16 protein-coding genes are annotated in these 13919 nt (G+C 74.3%); 7 read left to right on the forward strand and 9 right to left on the reverse strand.

Translation table 11 applies throughout. The features are described 5' to 3' along the window. Positions 1-3: 3 nt before the first annotated feature. Both ATL51_RS09405 and miaB read right to left on the reverse strand, forming a co-directional pair. Positions 4-450: an Rv2732c family membrane protein gene (locus tag ATL51_RS09405; protein WP_073577428.1), complete on the reverse strand. Its 447-nt coding sequence runs from the start codon at positions 448-450 to the stop codon at positions 4-6. Continuing rightward, entirely contained in the window at positions 447-1943 is a 1497-nt protein-coding gene (gene miaB, locus ATL51_RS09410; RefSeq protein WP_100878371.1) for a tRNA (N6-isopentenyl adenosine(37)-C2)-methylthiotransferase MiaB, read from the reverse strand. Before miaB ends, ATL51_RS09405 begins: the two co-directional genes overlap by 4 nt. A gap of 63 nt (positions 1944-2006) precedes the next feature. On the opposite strand from miaB, the gene ATL51_RS09415 reads away from it, so the two are divergent. Continuing rightward, positions 2007-2972 carry a TAXI family TRAP transporter solute-binding subunit gene (locus ATL51_RS09415; protein ID WP_100878372.1) on the forward strand — a complete coding sequence of 322 codons (966 nt, stop codon included), beginning with the start codon at positions 2007-2009 and terminating at the stop codon, positions 2970-2972. Here the strand turns inward: ATL51_RS09415 and ATL51_RS09420 are convergent. Both ATL51_RS09420 and ATL51_RS09425 read right to left on the reverse strand, forming a co-directional pair. Beyond that, a complete protein-coding gene (locus tag ATL51_RS09420; RefSeq protein ID WP_100878373.1) occupies positions 2966-4384 on the reverse strand; it encodes a sensor histidine kinase in 1419 nt (472 codons plus the stop codon). The two genes, ATL51_RS09415 and ATL51_RS09420, sit on opposite strands and share 7 nt — an antisense overlap. Before the next feature lie 3 nt (positions 4385-4387). Further along, on the reverse strand, positions 4388-5071 hold the full coding sequence (locus ATL51_RS09425) for a response regulator transcription factor (RefSeq protein WP_062396678.1): 684 nt from the start codon (positions 5069-5071) through the stop codon (positions 4388-4390). Between the two features lie 134 nt (positions 5072-5205). Here ATL51_RS09425 and ATL51_RS09430 point away from each other — a divergent pair, with 134 nt between their 5' ends. The 4 genes from ATL51_RS09430 to ATL51_RS09445 all read left to right on the forward strand — a co-directional run bounded on the left by ATL51_RS09430 (position 5206) and on the right by ATL51_RS09445 (position 8464). Further along, on the forward strand, positions 5206-5934 hold the full coding sequence (locus tag ATL51_RS09430; protein WP_062396680.1) for an amino acid ABC transporter ATP-binding protein: 729 nt from the start codon (positions 5206-5208) through the stop codon (positions 5932-5934). 29 nt (positions 5935-5963) lie between these two features. After that, entirely contained in the window at positions 5964-6854 is an 891-nt protein-coding gene (locus ATL51_RS09435) for a glutamate ABC transporter substrate-binding protein (RefSeq protein ID WP_073577424.1), read from the forward strand. Positions 6855-6926: 72 nt separating this feature from the next. Continuing rightward, the gene (locus tag ATL51_RS09440; RefSeq protein ID WP_073577423.1) at positions 6927-7574 is read left to right on the forward strand and encodes an amino acid ABC transporter permease; all 648 of its coding nucleotides are present in this window, start codon (positions 6927-6929) and stop codon (positions 7572-7574) included. Continuing rightward, entirely contained in the window at positions 7571-8464 is an 894-nt protein-coding gene (locus ATL51_RS09445; RefSeq protein ID WP_100878374.1) for an amino acid ABC transporter permease, read from the forward strand. The genes ATL51_RS09440 and ATL51_RS09445 overlap by 4 nt, the downstream gene beginning before the upstream one ends. A gap of 54 nt (positions 8465-8518) precedes the next feature. On the opposite strand, the gene ATL51_RS09450 is transcribed toward ATL51_RS09445, so the two are convergent. Both ATL51_RS09450 and ATL51_RS09455 read right to left on the reverse strand, forming a co-directional pair. Further along, positions 8519-9259: an AAA family ATPase gene (locus tag ATL51_RS09450; protein ID WP_208622959.1), complete on the reverse strand. Its 741-nt coding sequence runs from the start codon at positions 9257-9259 to the stop codon at positions 8519-8521. Then, complete coding sequence (locus ATL51_RS09455) at positions 9256-11268, reverse strand: S9 family peptidase (RefSeq protein WP_301548965.1); 2013 nt, start codon at positions 11266-11268, stop codon at positions 9256-9258. Before ATL51_RS09455 ends, ATL51_RS09450 begins: the two co-directional genes overlap by 4 nt. A 103-nt stretch (positions 11269-11371) precedes the next feature. On the opposite strand from ATL51_RS09455, the gene ATL51_RS29865 reads away from it, so the two are divergent. Then, the gene (locus ATL51_RS29865; protein WP_392567396.1) at positions 11372-11602 is read left to right on the forward strand and encodes a helix-turn-helix domain-containing protein; all 231 of its coding nucleotides are present in this window, start codon (positions 11372-11374) and stop codon (positions 11600-11602) included. Between the two features lie 7 nt (positions 11603-11609). Here the strand turns inward: ATL51_RS29865 and ATL51_RS09465 are convergent, their stop codons facing one another. The 3 genes from ATL51_RS09465 to ATL51_RS09475 all read right to left on the reverse strand — a co-directional run bounded on the left by ATL51_RS09465 (position 11610) and on the right by ATL51_RS09475 (position 13538). Then, positions 11610-12437 carry an HpcH/HpaI aldolase/citrate lyase family protein gene (locus ATL51_RS09465; protein WP_100878377.1) on the reverse strand — a complete coding sequence of 276 codons (828 nt, stop codon included), beginning with the start codon at positions 12435-12437 and terminating at the stop codon, positions 11610-11612. Between the two features lie 82 nt (positions 12438-12519). After that, positions 12520-12849 carry a hypothetical protein gene (locus ATL51_RS09470; RefSeq protein ID WP_100878378.1) on the reverse strand — a complete coding sequence of 110 codons (330 nt, stop codon included), beginning with the start codon at positions 12847-12849 and terminating at the stop codon, positions 12520-12522. Positions 12850-12869: 20 nt separating this feature from the next. After that, positions 12870-13538, reverse strand: coding sequence for an alpha/beta fold hydrolase (locus ATL51_RS09475; protein WP_100878379.1), 669 nt, complete (start codon positions 13536-13538; stop codon positions 12870-12872). A gap of 68 nt (positions 13539-13606) precedes the next feature. Here ATL51_RS09475 and ATL51_RS09480 point away from each other — a divergent pair, with 68 nt between their 5' ends. After that, entirely contained in the window at positions 13607-13891 is a 285-nt protein-coding gene (locus ATL51_RS09480; RefSeq protein ID WP_301548966.1) for a hypothetical protein, read from the forward strand. Positions 13892-13919 lie beyond the last annotated feature (28 nt).

Below are 13919 nucleotides of genomic sequence, written 5' to 3' on the forward strand. Positions count from 1 at the left end.
GGGTCAGTCGCGCTGCAGCGCGGCGCCCGCCCACACGAAGGTCAGCAGCACGACCGCGATCACGCCGAGGACCATCCCGAACCCGGGGCCGGCCTCGGCGCCGGTCTGCTGCGACCAGATCGCCCACAGCCCGTTCACCGAGGAGATCCCGCAGCCGAAGGCCGCGAGCCAGGCGAGCGCCCACAGCCGGGTCAGCAGCGCGGCCGCGGACACCACGACGGCGAACCCGGTCATCGTGAACGAGAACAGCGTCGGCAGCGGCCCGGAGGTGCCCGAGGCCAGCACCTGCCAGCCCGGGGTGCCCGCCACCCACGGCAGCAGCAGCGCGGCGACGGCGGCGACGATCGCCACCGCGATCAGCATGGCGCGCGTGCCCGGGTCGATCCGGCGGGCGACACCGCGCCCGGCCCGGTCGATCTCGGCGCGGGTCTCCGGGGACACGTCGCTCATCGGGCACCTCCGGTGGTGGCGGGGACGCCGCAGGACGGCGTGGCGGGTGCCGGCTCGGGCGCCGGGGCCCCGAACGCGGGCAGACCCAGGGTGGTCGGTGCCCCGGACGGGCGCTCGCCGGCCTCGGCGGCGTCGCCGGCGCGGGTGCGGCGGTGGGTGAGCACGCCGCCGTCGGCGACGAGGTGGTGCGGGGCACCGCGGTCGATCCGGACGGTGACGATGTCGCCCGGCCGGATGCCGGTCGCGTCCCCGGGCGCGAAGTGCACGAGCCGCCCGTCGCGGGCGCGGCCGGTGAGCCGGGCGGTCGCCGCGTCCTTGCGGCCCTCGCCGGTGGACACCAGCAGCTCGACCTCGGTGCCCTCCTGCCTGCGGTTCTCCTCCCAGGAGATCCGCTCCTGCAGCGCGACGAGGCGCTCGTAGCGCTCCTGCACGACGGCCTTGGGCAGCTGGTCGGGCAGGTCCGCGGCGGGCGTACCGGGGCGCTTCGAGTACTGGAAGGTGAACGCCGCGGCGAACCGGGCCCGCTCGACGACGTCGAGGGTGTCCTGGAAGTCCTGCTCGGTCTCGCCGGGGAAACCGACGATGATGTCGGTGGTGATCGCCGCGTGCGGGATCGACTCCCGGACCTCGGCCAGGATCGACAGGAACCGCTCCGAGCGGTAGCTGCGGCGCATCCGGCGCAGGACGTCGTCGGAGCCGGACTGCAGCGGCATGTGCAGCTGCGGGCAGACGTTCGGGGTCTGCGCCATCGCGGCGATCACGTCGGAGGTGAAGTCGCGCGGGTGCGGGCTGGTGAACCGCACCCGCTCCAGCCCCTCGACCTCGCCGCAGGCCCGCAGGAGCTTGGAGAACGCCTGCTTGTCACCCATGTCCGAGCCGTAGGCGTTCACGTTCTGGCCCAACAGGGTCACCTCGAGCACGCCGTCCGCGGCGAGGGTCTGCACCTCGGCGAGCACGTCGCCGGGGCGCCGGTCGCGCTCCTTGCCGCGCAGCGACGGCACGATGCAGAACGTGCAGGTGTTGTTGCAGCCCACCGAGATCGACACCCAGCCGGCGTAGGCGGAGTCGCGGCGCGCGGGCAGCGTCGAGGGGAACACCTCGAGCGCCTCGGCGATCTCGACCTGGGCCTGTTCGTTGTGCCGGGCCCGCTCCAGCAGCGTCGGCAGGGCGTGCACGTTGTGCGTGCCGAACACGACGTCGACCCACGGGGCCCGCCGCGTGATCGTGTCGCGGTCCTTCTGGGCCAGGCAGCCGCCCACGGCGATCTGCATGTCCGGGTTCGCGACCTTGCGGGGGCGCAGGTGCCCGAGGTTGCCGTAGAGCTTGTTGTCCGCGTTCTCCCGCACCGCGCAGGTGTTGAACACGACGACGTCGGCGGTGTCGGGGTCCTCGGCCCGGGCGTACCCGGCGTCCTCCAGCAGACCGGCCATCCGCTCCGAGTCGTGCACGTTCATCTGGCACCCGTAGGTGCGCACGGTGTAGCTGCGGCTCACACACCCGAGGGTAGGCGCCCGGTGCGAACACGCCCGGACGGGGCCGTCGGGGATGATGGGCGGGTGCACCGGCCCGGGCCCCCGCTGACGAGGCGCACCGTGCTGCGCGCGGGGGCGGCGTTCGGTCTGGGGGCGGGGCTGGCCGCCTGTACCGGGCCCCGGCCCGCCGCCCCGCTGGTGATCGCCGGCGGGGTGCAGCCGGGGGTGTACATCAACCTCGCGCGCACGCTGTCGGAGATCTGGCGGGAACGGCTCGGGCTCGCCGCGGCCCCGCAGGTACTGGGAACCGCGGGCAGCGCGCAGAACATGGAGCTCCTGACCACCGGCGCGGCCGCGGTCACGATCAGCCAGGTCGACGTGGCCGCCGACGTCGCCGCCCGCACCACCGGCCCGGCCGAGCCACGCGCACTGGCCCGGCTCTACGACGACGTCACCCACATCGTCGTGCGCGCCGACTCCGGCCTGCGCAGCATCGCCGACCTGCGCGGACGACGGGTGTCGATCGGCCCGGGCGGCAGCGGCTACCAGCCGATCGCGATCCGGCTGCTCGACGTCGCCGGGATCGGTGTCGCAGGCCTGGGCACCCGCGCGGAGCTGGGCCTCACGGACGCGACGGCGGCGTTGCGGGAGGGCGCTCTCGACGCGTTCTTCTGGTCCGGCGGGGTCCCCACCGACGGCGTGCGGGAGCTGGCCGCGCAGGTCCCGATCCGGCTGCTGGAGCTCGGCGACGTGCTCGACCGGATGCGCGACCGGTACCCCGTCTACTCGGTGGCCACGGTCCCCGCGAACACCTACGGCCTGCCCGGCCCGGTGTCGTGCCTGTCGGTGCGCAACGCACTGCTGGTCACCGTGGGCATGGGCGCCGACCTGGCCGGCGCACTCATCCGCGCCGCCTTCGACGAGCAGCCGCGACTGGCCCAGGCGAGCCCGGCCGCGGTGACCATCGACTCCCGCTCGGCGATCGGCACCCAGCCGATCCCGCTGCACGACGGCGCCGTCGCGTTCTACCGGGCCACCAAGGGTTACTGAGCCGCACCCGGGCGCAGCCACAGCGTGACCCGCAGCCCGCCGCCCGGGGCGGCGCCCAGCTGCAGGCTCCCGCCGGCCGCGGCGGCGGCCCGCACGGCGATGGCCAGACCCAGCCCGCTGCCCTCGACGTTGGTCTGACCGGGCGCCCGCCAGAACCGGTCGGTGGCCCGCGCCCGGTCCTCCGGCGCGAGGCCGGGCCCGCCGTCGACGACGCTGACCCCGATCCGGTCCGCGGTGCGCAGCGTCGCGACCCGCACCCGGCGACCGGCCGGGGTGTACTTGAGCGCGTTGTCGAGCAGCGCGTCGAGCACCGACTCCAGCGCGGGCTCGCCGATCAGGGCGTGCAGGCCGTGCGGGCCGCTGCGGCGCAGCTCGATCCCGGAGTGCTCGGCCAGCGGCCGCCAGTTGTCCACCCGCTCGGCGATGACGACGTCGAGGTCGGTGTCCTCGGCGTCACCCGGGTCCTCCACCGCGCGCTCGGCGCGGGCCAGCGCGAGCAGCCCGTCGAGCACCCGGGACAGCCGCTCGGCCTCCTCCATCGCCGCGAGGTGGTCGTCGGCGGCGGCCGGGTCGACGTGCCCGTCGAGGTTGGACAGCCGCAGGCGCAGCGCCGTGAGCGGGTTCCGCAGCTGGTGGGAGGCGTCCGCGACGAACGCGCGCTGCGCGGCCAGCGCCTCGCGCACCGTCTCGGTCATCCGGTCGAACGACCCGGCCAGCGAGCGCAGCTCCGGCGGGCCGCTGCGCCGCGACGGCGGACCGGGCGGCCCCCCGGCGACGACGGCCGTTCCGACCCGGCCCATCGCCTCGTCGAGCCGGCGGACCGGGCGCAGCACCCAGGCGGTCAGCGGCAGCGCGACCAGGGTGCCGGCGAGCAGCGCGAACACCGCGGCCCCGGCGATCAGCGACCAGGTGCGCACCGCCTCGGCCCGCAGTGCGTCGGTCGGTGACACCGTCGCCACCGCACCGACGACCTCGCCGTCGACGAGCACCGGCTCGGCCAGCACCAGCGGCCGGGCGTCCCACGGCATCAGCAGCGGGTAGGTCGACGAGCGGCGCCCGGCCAGCGCGACCGCGGTCCGCTCGGTGGCGTAGTCCCCCAGCTCGGGCAGCCGGTCGGCCGGGCGGGACGCGGTCAGTGTCCGGCCGGTCCGGTCGAGCACGAGCACCGCGACCCCGTAGACGTCGTCGTAGCGGGTGATCTCGTCGGTGAAGGTGGTGAGCGCGGAGCTGCCCGCGGGGGCCTCGATGAGCGGGCGCTGCGCGGTGGAGGCGAAGGAGATCGTGTCGGTGAGCCGGTCGGTGAAGACCTCCTCCTGGGCGCGCTGGGCGGCGGTCCAGGCCAGCGGGACGCCCAGCCCGGCGGCGAGCAGGCCGACGAGCACCAGCACGACCAGCAGCAGCCGGCTGCGCACGGGTCAGTCCTCGGTGGCGGCGAAGCGGTACCCGACGCCGCGCACGGTGCGCACCAGCTCGGGGCGGCCGAGCTTGGTCCGCAGCGTCGCCACGTGCACGTCGAGGGTCCGGTTCGCGCCCGCCCAGCCGCGCCCCCACACCTCGGCGACGATCTGGGCGCGGGTGCACACGGCCCCGTCGGCCCGCGCGAGCAGCGACAGCACCTGGAACTCCTTGCGGGTGAGCACCACCTGCTCCCCGGCGACGGTGACCTCGTGCCGTTCGGGGTCGACGCGGACGTCGCCGACGGTCACCGGGGCCGACCCGGCCGGGGCGACCGTGCCGTCGTCGCCGACCTTGCGGCGGCGCTGCACCGCGTGCACCCGGGCCACGAGCTCGCCGATGTCGTAGGGCTTGACCAGGTAGTCGTCGGCGCCGGTGTGCAGCCCGGCGATGCGGTCGGTGACCTCGCCGCGGGCGGTCACCATCAGCACCGGGACCTCGGAGACGGCGCGGATCGCACGGCAGACGTCGAGCCCGTCGGCGTCGGGGAGGCCCAGGTCGAGCAGCACGACGTCGACGCCGTCGAGGTGGTCGACGGCGCCGCGGCCGTGGTCGAGGCGGGTCGTGGTCATCCCGTGCCGGTGCAGCGCCGGGCGCAGCGCGGCGGCGACCCTGTCGTCGTCCTCGATCAGCAGGATGTGCACCCGCGTCCGCCCTTTCCGTTACGTGGCCGAGACCCTAAAGCTTTCTCAAGGTGGTGGACTCGCATGTCCGTTCCGTCCAGGCTCTCGCCATGTCCGGAGGCAGCATGACCAGCCCGCCCGCGTCCAGCACTCCCATGGTGCGGATGGCCGGGGTGCAGAAGCACTTCGGCGACCTCCACGTGCTGCGTGACATCGACCTCGACGTCGCCCGTGGTGAGGTCGTCGTCGTCCTCGGCCCCTCCGGTTCCGGCAAGTCCACACTCTGCCGCACGATCAACCGGCTCGAGCCGATCGACACCGGAACGATCGAGATCGACGGCACCGCGCTGGCCGCGGAGGGCAAGGCGCTGGCCGCCCTGCGCGCCGACGTCGGCATGGTCTTCCAGTCGTTCAACCTGTTCGCGCACAAGACGATCCTGGAGAACGTCACGCTGGCCCCGCTCAAGGTCCGCGGCGCCTCCAAGGCCGAGGCCGAGAAGACCGGGCTGGCGCTGCTGGAGCGCGTCGGCATCGCGAACCAGCGCGACAAGTACCCGGCGCAGCTGTCCGGCGGCCAGCAGCAGCGTGCGGCGATCGCCCGCGCGCTGGCGATGAAGCCGAAGGTGATGCTCTTCGACGAGCCGACCTCGGCGCTGGACCCGGAGATGGTCAACGAGGTGCTCGACACCATGACCTCACTGGCCAAGGAGGGCATGACGATGGTCGTCGTGACCCACGAGATGGGCTTCGCCCGCCGGGCCGCGCACCGCGTCGTGTTCATGAGCGACGGCGAGATCGTCGAGGACTCCACGCCCGACGACTTCTTCACCGCGCCGCGCAGCGACCGCGCCAAGGACTTCCTCGGCAAGATCCTCTCCCACTGACCCACCCCACCCCGACGAGCGGAGCGAACGTGAAGAGAACCCGCATCCTGGTGGCGGCCGCCCTGGCCGCCACCCTGGCCCTGGCCGGCTGCGGCCAGGAGGGCGCACCGGGCGCCGAGGGCTCGGGCTACGAGCCCACCGTCGCACAGAACGTCGAGGTCGCCGGTTCGCCGACGTTCGCGGCGATGAAGCAGCGCGGCCGCGTGATCGTCGGCGTCAAGGACGACCAGCCGGGCCTCGGTTTCCGCGACGCCACCACGGGCCAGTTCACCGGCTTCGACATCGACATCGCCAGGATGGTCGCCGGCGGTCTCGGCTTCTCCCCGGACCAGATCGACTACAAGGTCGTCCCGTCCGCGGCACGTGAGGACGTCATCGAGCGCGGCGAGGTCGACTACTACGTCGGCACCTACACGATCAACGACAAGCGCAAGCAGCGCGTCGGATTCGCCGGGCCGTACTACACCGCGGGCCAGGGCCTGCTCGTGCGCGCCGACGACAACGCGATCACCGGCCCGCAGACGCTGCAGGGCAAGAAGGTCTGCTCGGTCACCGGCTCGACCCCGATCCAGCGGGTCCGGGACCAGAACCTCACCGAGGCGGCGAACATCGTCGAGTTCCAGACCTACACCCAGTGCGTCGACCAGCTGATCAACAACCAGGTCGACGCCGTCACCACGGATGACGCGATCCTGCTCGGCTACGCCTCGCAGAACCCGGAGCAGCTGAAGGTCGTCGGGGAGAAGTTCTCCTCCGAGCCCTACGGCATCGGCCTGCCGAAGAACGACACCGCGCTGCGCACCAAGGTCAACGACCTGCTGCAGGCCGCGATCGACGACGGCACCTGGAAGACGATCTACGACGGCACCCTGGGCAAGTCCGGCACCCAGGCCGAGCCGCCCACGATCGACCGCTACTGACCCCCCGGCGCGGCCGGTCCCCGGTGTCCCGGGGGCCGGCCGCGTCCACGAGTACGGAAGGAGGGCACCGCGGTGAACGTCCTGCTGGACAACGCCGACGTGTACTGGCGCGCGATCCTCGGCACCGTCGGGCTGTTCGTCGTCTCGGCCATCGGCTCGCTGATCCTCGGCACCCTGATCGCCGGTCTGCGGGTCAGCCCGGTGCCGGTGCTGCGCACCTTCGGCAGCCTCTACGTGACGCTGCTGCGGAACACGCCGCTCACCCTGGTGCTGTTCTTCTTCGCCTTCGCCTACCCGCGCCTGGAGCTGGTGGAGTTCTCGTTCTTCACCCTGGCCTGCATCGGCCTGACCCTCTACACCGCGGCGTTCGTCTGCGAGATCGTCCGGTCGGGCATCAACACCGTGCCGGTCGGCCAGGCCGAGGCGGCCCGGGCTCTCGGCTTCACCTTCACCCAGACGCTGGGCCAGATCGTGCTCCCGCAGGCTGTGCGGGCCGTCGTCCCGCCGATGACGAACATCCAGATCGCGCTGCTGAAGAACACCACGATCGCCTCCGGGTTCGCGGTGTTCCAGCTGGGCAGCGTCTACAGCGTGCTCTCCGAGCGCGGCTACAACGTCATGATCGGCCTGCTCTGGATCGCGGCGATCTTCGTGGTCCTGGTGGTCCCGTTGACGCTGCTGCAGCGGCGGCTCGACGCGAAGTGGGGTGTCGCCCGATGAGCTCGGTCCTCTACGACGTGCCCGGACCGGCCGCGATCCGGCGCAACCGGACCTTCGGCGTGGTCGGCACGCTGATCGTCCTGGCACTGGTCGGGTTCGTGGTCTGGCGGTTCTACGAAGCCGGCCAGTTCTCCCCGCGGCTGTGGGAGTGGATCACCTACGTCCGCATCCAGTACCTGCTGCTCGGGGCGCTCTGGGCGACGATCAGCGCCTTCGCGGTGGCCGCGGTGCTGTCGCTGGCCTTCGGCGCGTTCTTCGCCGCGGGACGGCTCTCGGACCACCGCTGGGTCAGCGTCCCGGCGACGACGGTCGTCGAGTTCTTCCGCGCCGTCCCGCTGCTGGTGCTGATCTTCATCCTGTACTTCGGCCTCTCCCGCGGGCTCGGCATCGAGATCGACGCCTTCTGGGCGGTCGTGCTCGGCCTGATGCTCTACAACGGCTCGGTGCTCGCCGAGGTGTTCCGCGCCGGCGTCAACGCGGTGCCCCGCGGTCAGCGCGAGGCCGCCTACGCGCTCGGGATGCGCAAGACCCCGGTGATGACGAACGTGCTGCTCCCGCAGGCGCTGCGCTCGATGCTGCCGACGATCCTGTCGCAGCTCGTCGTGGTCCTGAAGGACACCGCGCTCGGTTTCATCATCCTCTACCCCGAGCTGCTCTACCAGGCGCGTTTCCTGGGCAGCCAGAACCAGCTGGGCTCGCCGATCCTGCCGGTCGCGCTGGTCATCGCGGTGATCTACATCGGGCTGTGCCTGATCCTGACCGGGATCTCGCGGCTGGTGGAGCGGCGGCTGTCGCAGGGGCCGCGCAGCGGCGGGGCGAAGCCCGCCGACCCGGAGCTGACCGCGCCGCAGATGCCGTCCGGCGTCGGGTACGGCGGCGGCGCGGCCTGACGTACGTGGACACGGGCCCGGGAGGACGTCCGGTCCTCCCGGGCCCGACGTCGTCTACAGGTGCCGCAGGAATGCGTCCGGGTCGGCGAGGAACCCCCGGGTCAGCACGACCGGGAGCGCCTCGTCGTACCCGACGCGGCGGACCGCGCCGTCGTCGCCGATCTCCAGGATCGTCGCCCCGGGCAGCGCGAGCAGCACCGGCGAGTGGGTGGCGACGACGAACTGGCTGCCCCGCGCGGTCAGGTCGGTCATCCGGGCGAGCACGGCCAGGGCCCCGGTGACCGACAGGGCGGCCTCCGGCTCGTCGAGCAGGTACAGCCCGCGCGGGGAGAACCGGTGCCTCAGCAGCGCGACGAAGGACTCGCCGTGGCTGCGCTCGTGCGGCGAGCCCCCGAACGCCGGCGACAGCGGCGGGCCGCCGCCCTCCCGGTCGAGGCGTTCGACCTCGGTCGCCACGTTGTAGTAGGACTCCGCGCGTAGGAAGAAGCTGGTCCGTTCCCGCCCCGGCCGGCGCACCGTCCGCAGGTGCGTCCCGAGGTCGGACTCGCTGGCCCGGGTCGCGAACCGGAACGACGCCGAGCCGCCCTCCGCGTTGAGCCCGAGCGCGACGGCGAGCGCCTCCAGCAGGGTGGACTTGCCGGACCCGTTCTCCCCGACCAGGAACGTGACGCCCGGGTAGAGCGCGAGGCCGCCGTGCGCGCGCAGCCACCGCACGACGCCGAGGTCGAACGGGTAGCCGTCGGCGGGCGCGTCGGGGTCGAGGGTCACACGGGCGACGAAGTGCCCGGCGCTCACAGGTTCTCGATGTCCACCGGCTCGATGCCCTCCTCCGGGGGCAGCGCGAACCCGAACACCCGGGAGTAGAACGCGAGCTCGGCGTCGAGGGCCCGGCGGATGTTCGCGGCCTGTCGGAAGCCGTGCTGCTCCCCGGCGAACAGCAGGTAGGCGACCGGCACCCCGCGCCCGCGCAGCGCGTCGACGATCATCTCCGACTGGTTGGGCGGGACGATCGCGTCCTCGTCGCCCTGGAGCACGATCAGCGGGGTGCGGAAGCGCTCCACGTGGGTGAGCGGCGAGCGCTCGGTGTACACCGCCTCCGCCGCGGGCCACGGCCCGACCAGGCCGTCGAGGTAGCGGGACTCGAACTTGTGGGTGTCGCGGGCGAGCGCGGCCAGGTCGGCGACGCCGAAGTGGTCGGCCCCGGCGGAGAACGGGGTGTCGTCACGGGCGAGGGCGGCCAGGGTGGTGAACCCGCCCGCCGAGCCGCCGCGGATCGCCATCCGGGCCGGGTCGACGCGGCCGGTGTCGGCGAGTGTGCGGGCCGCGGCGAGACAGTCGGCGACGTCGACGACCCCCCAGGCGCCCTTCAACTGCTCGCGGTAGGCGCGGCCGTAGCCGGTGGAGCCGCCGTAGTCGACGTCGACGACGCCGAACCCGCGGCTGGTCCAGTACTGCACGGCGACCGAGAGGACCGGGGTCGCGGAGCCGGTCGGCCCGCCGTGGATGACGACGAGCAGCGGCGGCGGCTCGCCCTCGGGGGCGTCGTGACCGGCCGGCGGCGGGTAGAACAGCGCGTAGCCGGTGCGCGGGCTGCCCGCGGCGTCCGAGGACAGGAACGTGATCGGCTCGGGAACCGACACGGTCTCCGGGTGCAGGCCGAGGTCGCGCGGGGCGCGCAGGGTCTGCACCCCGGCCGCGCCGGGCTCCCCCGCGCCGTCCGGGGCGGGCACGACGCGGTGCACGCCCGGCTCGGCGGTGGGCGACCCGGCGACGCAGACCACGGCGTAGGGTCCGTCGGCGCGCACCGAGCCGATCGCGGTGAACGGGGTGTCCAGCTCGATGATCCGGCCGTCGAGCTCACGCACGACCAGCGCGTCGAAGCCGCGCGAGGAGCGGGCGAACACGACGCGGCCGTCGTCGAGGACGGCGTAGCGCGAGCCGCCGAGCGACCAGCCGGGGACACCGATCTCGGCGTCGATCCGCACCAGGGTCTCGATGTCGTGGCCGGGCAGCCAGCGGTAGAGGTTCCACCAGCCGGTCCGGTCGCTGATGAACGTCAGCGAGCCGTCGGACTGCCACTGCGGCTCGGTGACCGACTCCCCCGGCCCGCCCGCGACGACGGTGTCCACCCCGGACGCCAGGTCGCGGACGGTGAGCTCGACGTCGTCCCACGGCATCGACGGGTGGTTCCAGGACAGAAAGGCCAGCGTGCCGCCGTCCGGGGAGATCCGCGGCGCGGCGACGAAGTCCGGGCCGCCGACCAGCACCTCCGGCTCCGACGGGGCGCGGGCGTCGAGCCGCACGATCTCGTTGACGACCTCGGCGGCCGGGGTGTGCGCGGCGTGGTGGCGCTCGCGGACCACGACCATCCAGGTGCCGTCGGGGGCGACGTCGCCGTCGGCGTGGCGGTCGCCGCGGGGCACCGCGGGCTCCGGGGTGAGCGCGACCGGGGCGGCGCCGCGGTCGAGCCGGTACAGGCGCTGGTCGGCCCACTCGACGTACCAGACGACGCCGGGGCTGCCGGCGTGCAGCCACCACGCGCCGCCGCCGTACTCGTGGACCGCCGAGCGGGCGTTCGCGCCCTCGGGCAGCAGATCGGTGCGCGAGCCCGCGGCGTCGCCGCCGGTACGGCGCACCAGCTGGGTCCGGCCGCCCTCCGCGGCGCGGCCCTCGGCCCAGACCACCCCGGTGTCCTCGGTGCCGGGCGCACCGTCGGGGCGGACCTCCCCGAGCCGCACCGCGGCCGTCACCACCACTTCGGACGTGACCGGTGTCGGCCACGACCCGTACCCGGAGATCGTCACGGCGCCCACGCTAGTCATCGCCGGGCCACCGTGCCCGTAGGTTGTCGCCGTGCCGACACTGCGTGCGCTGGAACGCCTGGTGGCCGTCCTCGACCACGGGTCGGTGACCGGGGCGGCCGAGGCCCTGCACCTGTCCCAGCCCGCATTGTCCCACCAGCTGGGCCGGCTCGAACGCGAGATCGGCACCCCCGCCGATGCTCCCCTCGTCGGTCAGGTCGATCCGGACGATCAGCAGGTCCTGACCGGCCAGTGTGGTGATGTCCATGCCCGGTACAGCGCCGCCGGGCCGTCGCGCGGTCCCGCGGGCGATCGATGCTTCCGGGCACCGCGATAGACCTCGTCTATGCCTCGGCCAGCCGCAGCGTCGCCCGGGCCCGGGCGAGCACCGGTGCGTCGATCATCTCCCCGCCGAACCGGAACACCCCGGGGTGCCGCTCCGCCTCGGCGAGCAGGGCGCGGGCGTGCTCGGTCTCGGCCTCGCCGGGCCGGAACCCGCGGCGCACGACGTCCACCTGCGACGGGTGGATGCACACCTTCGCCGCGAACCCCGCATTCGCCGCGTCGACGGTGTCGGCGAGCAGGGTGTCGGTGTCGGCGATGTCGGTGAGCACGGTGTCGACCGGGGCCGGGCCCGCGGCGCGGGCGGCGTAGAGGATCCGGGTGCGGGCCTCGGTGAGGGCCGGGCCGTAACCGCCGCCGGCCGCGCGCCCGGTGCGCCCGCCCAGGTCGGCGAGCAGGTCCTCGCTGCCCCACATCAGGCCCACGCAGTTCGACGCCCGGGCGATCGACGGCGCCTCCAGCACTCCGTGCGCGGTCTCGCACAGCGCGATCACCGGGTGCGGGGCCAGCGCCTCCACCGCGGCGGCGCTCGTCGCCATCGGCATCATCAGCGTGAGGTCGGGGTAGGCGGCCAGCGCGGCGACGTCGCCGTCGTGGGCGGGGGCGCCGGGCGCGTTGACCCGCACGACCACCCGGGTGCGGTCCAGCTCCGCCAGCGCGGCGACGACGGAGTCCCGGGCGCCGTCCTTGTCGTCCGGGCCGACGGCGTCCTCCAGGTCGAGGATGACGGCGTCGGCGGCGGCGAGCGCCTTGGCGAACCGATCCGGCCGGTTGCCGGGGCAGAACAGCAGGGCGGGCCCGTGGTCGAGCGGGCTGGCGGCGGTGTCCACGGGTGGGCCCTCCGGTCGGTCGGCGCGTCTGGCCCGACCAGGATCTCCGGTGCGGCCGTGACCGGCTCACCGGGGCCGGCCCTCAGCGCCGCGCCGCGGCCGCCTCCCGCAGCAGCCGGACCGCGACCGGCAGCGCCCCGGGCCGCAGGACCGGCGCCAGCCCGACGATCCCGCGCATCCCGGTCCACCAGCGAACCTGCCCGTCGGTGCGGAGCACACCGACCGCCGGCGCCCGGCACCCGGCGACGGCGGCCGGCAGGTTCGGGTAGATCTCTGCCAGCCGCGGCTCGTGGCAGGACCGCGCACGGACCCGGACGGTCACGCAGCCCGGCAGCTCCCGTGCGATCCGCGAGCACGGCGCGCAGGCCGCGTCGTGCACCACCACCAGCTCCCGGATCCGCGTGCGCGCCACAGCGCCATCATCGCCTGCCGTCAGCGACCGAGCACCGCCGCGGCCAGCGCGCCGGGGTGCGACAGCATCGGGTGGTGCCCGCCGGGGACCATCTCGGGCACGACGCCGCGCAGCCGCCGGGCGAGCATCGTCCGGACGAACGCGGCCGGGAACAGCTTGTCCTCGCGGCACAGCAGATACCGGGTCGGCACGTCCGGCCAGGCCGCACGCGGCCACGGCTGGGTCCACGTCGTCGCGGACTGGTCGCGCTCGTGACGCAGTGCCTCGTTCGCCACCGACTCGTCGACGTCGTGGTAGAAGAGCCCGACGACGTCGTCGGGGTCGCGCCCGTCGCGGGCGTCCTGCTCCGCGAGCGCCGCCCCGGCGCCGGTCGCGTCGCCCCACTGCGCCGCGGACTCGCCCGGCAGCGGCACCATCGCCGTCACCAGGACGAGCCCACGCACCGCGATCCGGTCGCACACCAGCGGTGCGCTGAACCCGCCGAAGGAGTGCGCGACGACCACGAGGTCGTCGGCACCGCCGACCGCGGCCACGACGGCGTCGGCGTAGGTCTCCAGCCCGGCGGTGTCGTCGTCGCAGGGCAGCTCGACCGGCACCGCGCGGTGGCCGCGCCGGGTCAGCTCCCGTTCCAGCGGACCCCAGTACCAGGTGTCGGTCCCCGCCCCGGGGACGAGCGCGAAGGTCGTCATACCGGTGAGGACCGCCCACCGGGGGCGTTCTCATCGCCTACCGTCGAGGGCGGAACCGAGGAGGCCCGATGACCGACCCGACCCACCTGCCCGCCGTCCCCGACCCGGAACCGGCCCTGCCCGACCCTGCCGTCCCCGACCCGGTCGAGCCCGTCACCGACTACACCGACGACGGCGTCCCCACGTTCTCCTACGTGCGCGACCGCATCGAGGGCCGCGCCGCCACCGCGGCGGCCGCCGAGGAGCTCGCGGGCGGCGACGCGCGCGCCGCGGAGGCGGAGGACGCGTTCGCCGAGCGCGAGCGCAAGGCCGCCGACCGGCTCGCCGAGATCCGCCGGTCGGTGGAGCGCTGAGCGACCCGTCGCACCCCCGGCGCGGTCC

This window comes from Pseudonocardia alni, assembly GCF_002813375.1.
GTDB lineage: Bacteria > Actinomycetota > Actinomycetes > Mycobacteriales > Pseudonocardiaceae > Pseudonocardia > Pseudonocardia alni.

Coding starts and splice junctions, on each gene's coding strand:
- ATL51_RS09405 (WP_073577428.1), bottom strand. CDS start 450: ATGAGCGACGTGTCCCCGGAGACCCGCGCCGAGATCGACCGGGCCGGG.
- ATL51_RS09480 (WP_301548966.1), top strand. CDS start 13,607: ATGACCGACCCGACCCACCTGCCCGCCGTCCCCGACCCGGAACCGGCC.
- ATL51_RS09430 (WP_062396680.1), top strand. CDS start 5,206: ATGGTGCGGATGGCCGGGGTGCAGAAGCACTTCGGCGACCTCCACGTG.
- ATL51_RS09475 (WP_100878379.1), bottom strand. CDS start 13,538: ATGACGACCTTCGCGCTCGTCCCCGGGGCGGGGACCGACACCTGGTAC.
- ATL51_RS09445 (WP_100878374.1), top strand. CDS start 7,571: ATGAGCTCGGTCCTCTACGACGTGCCCGGACCGGCCGCGATCCGGCGC.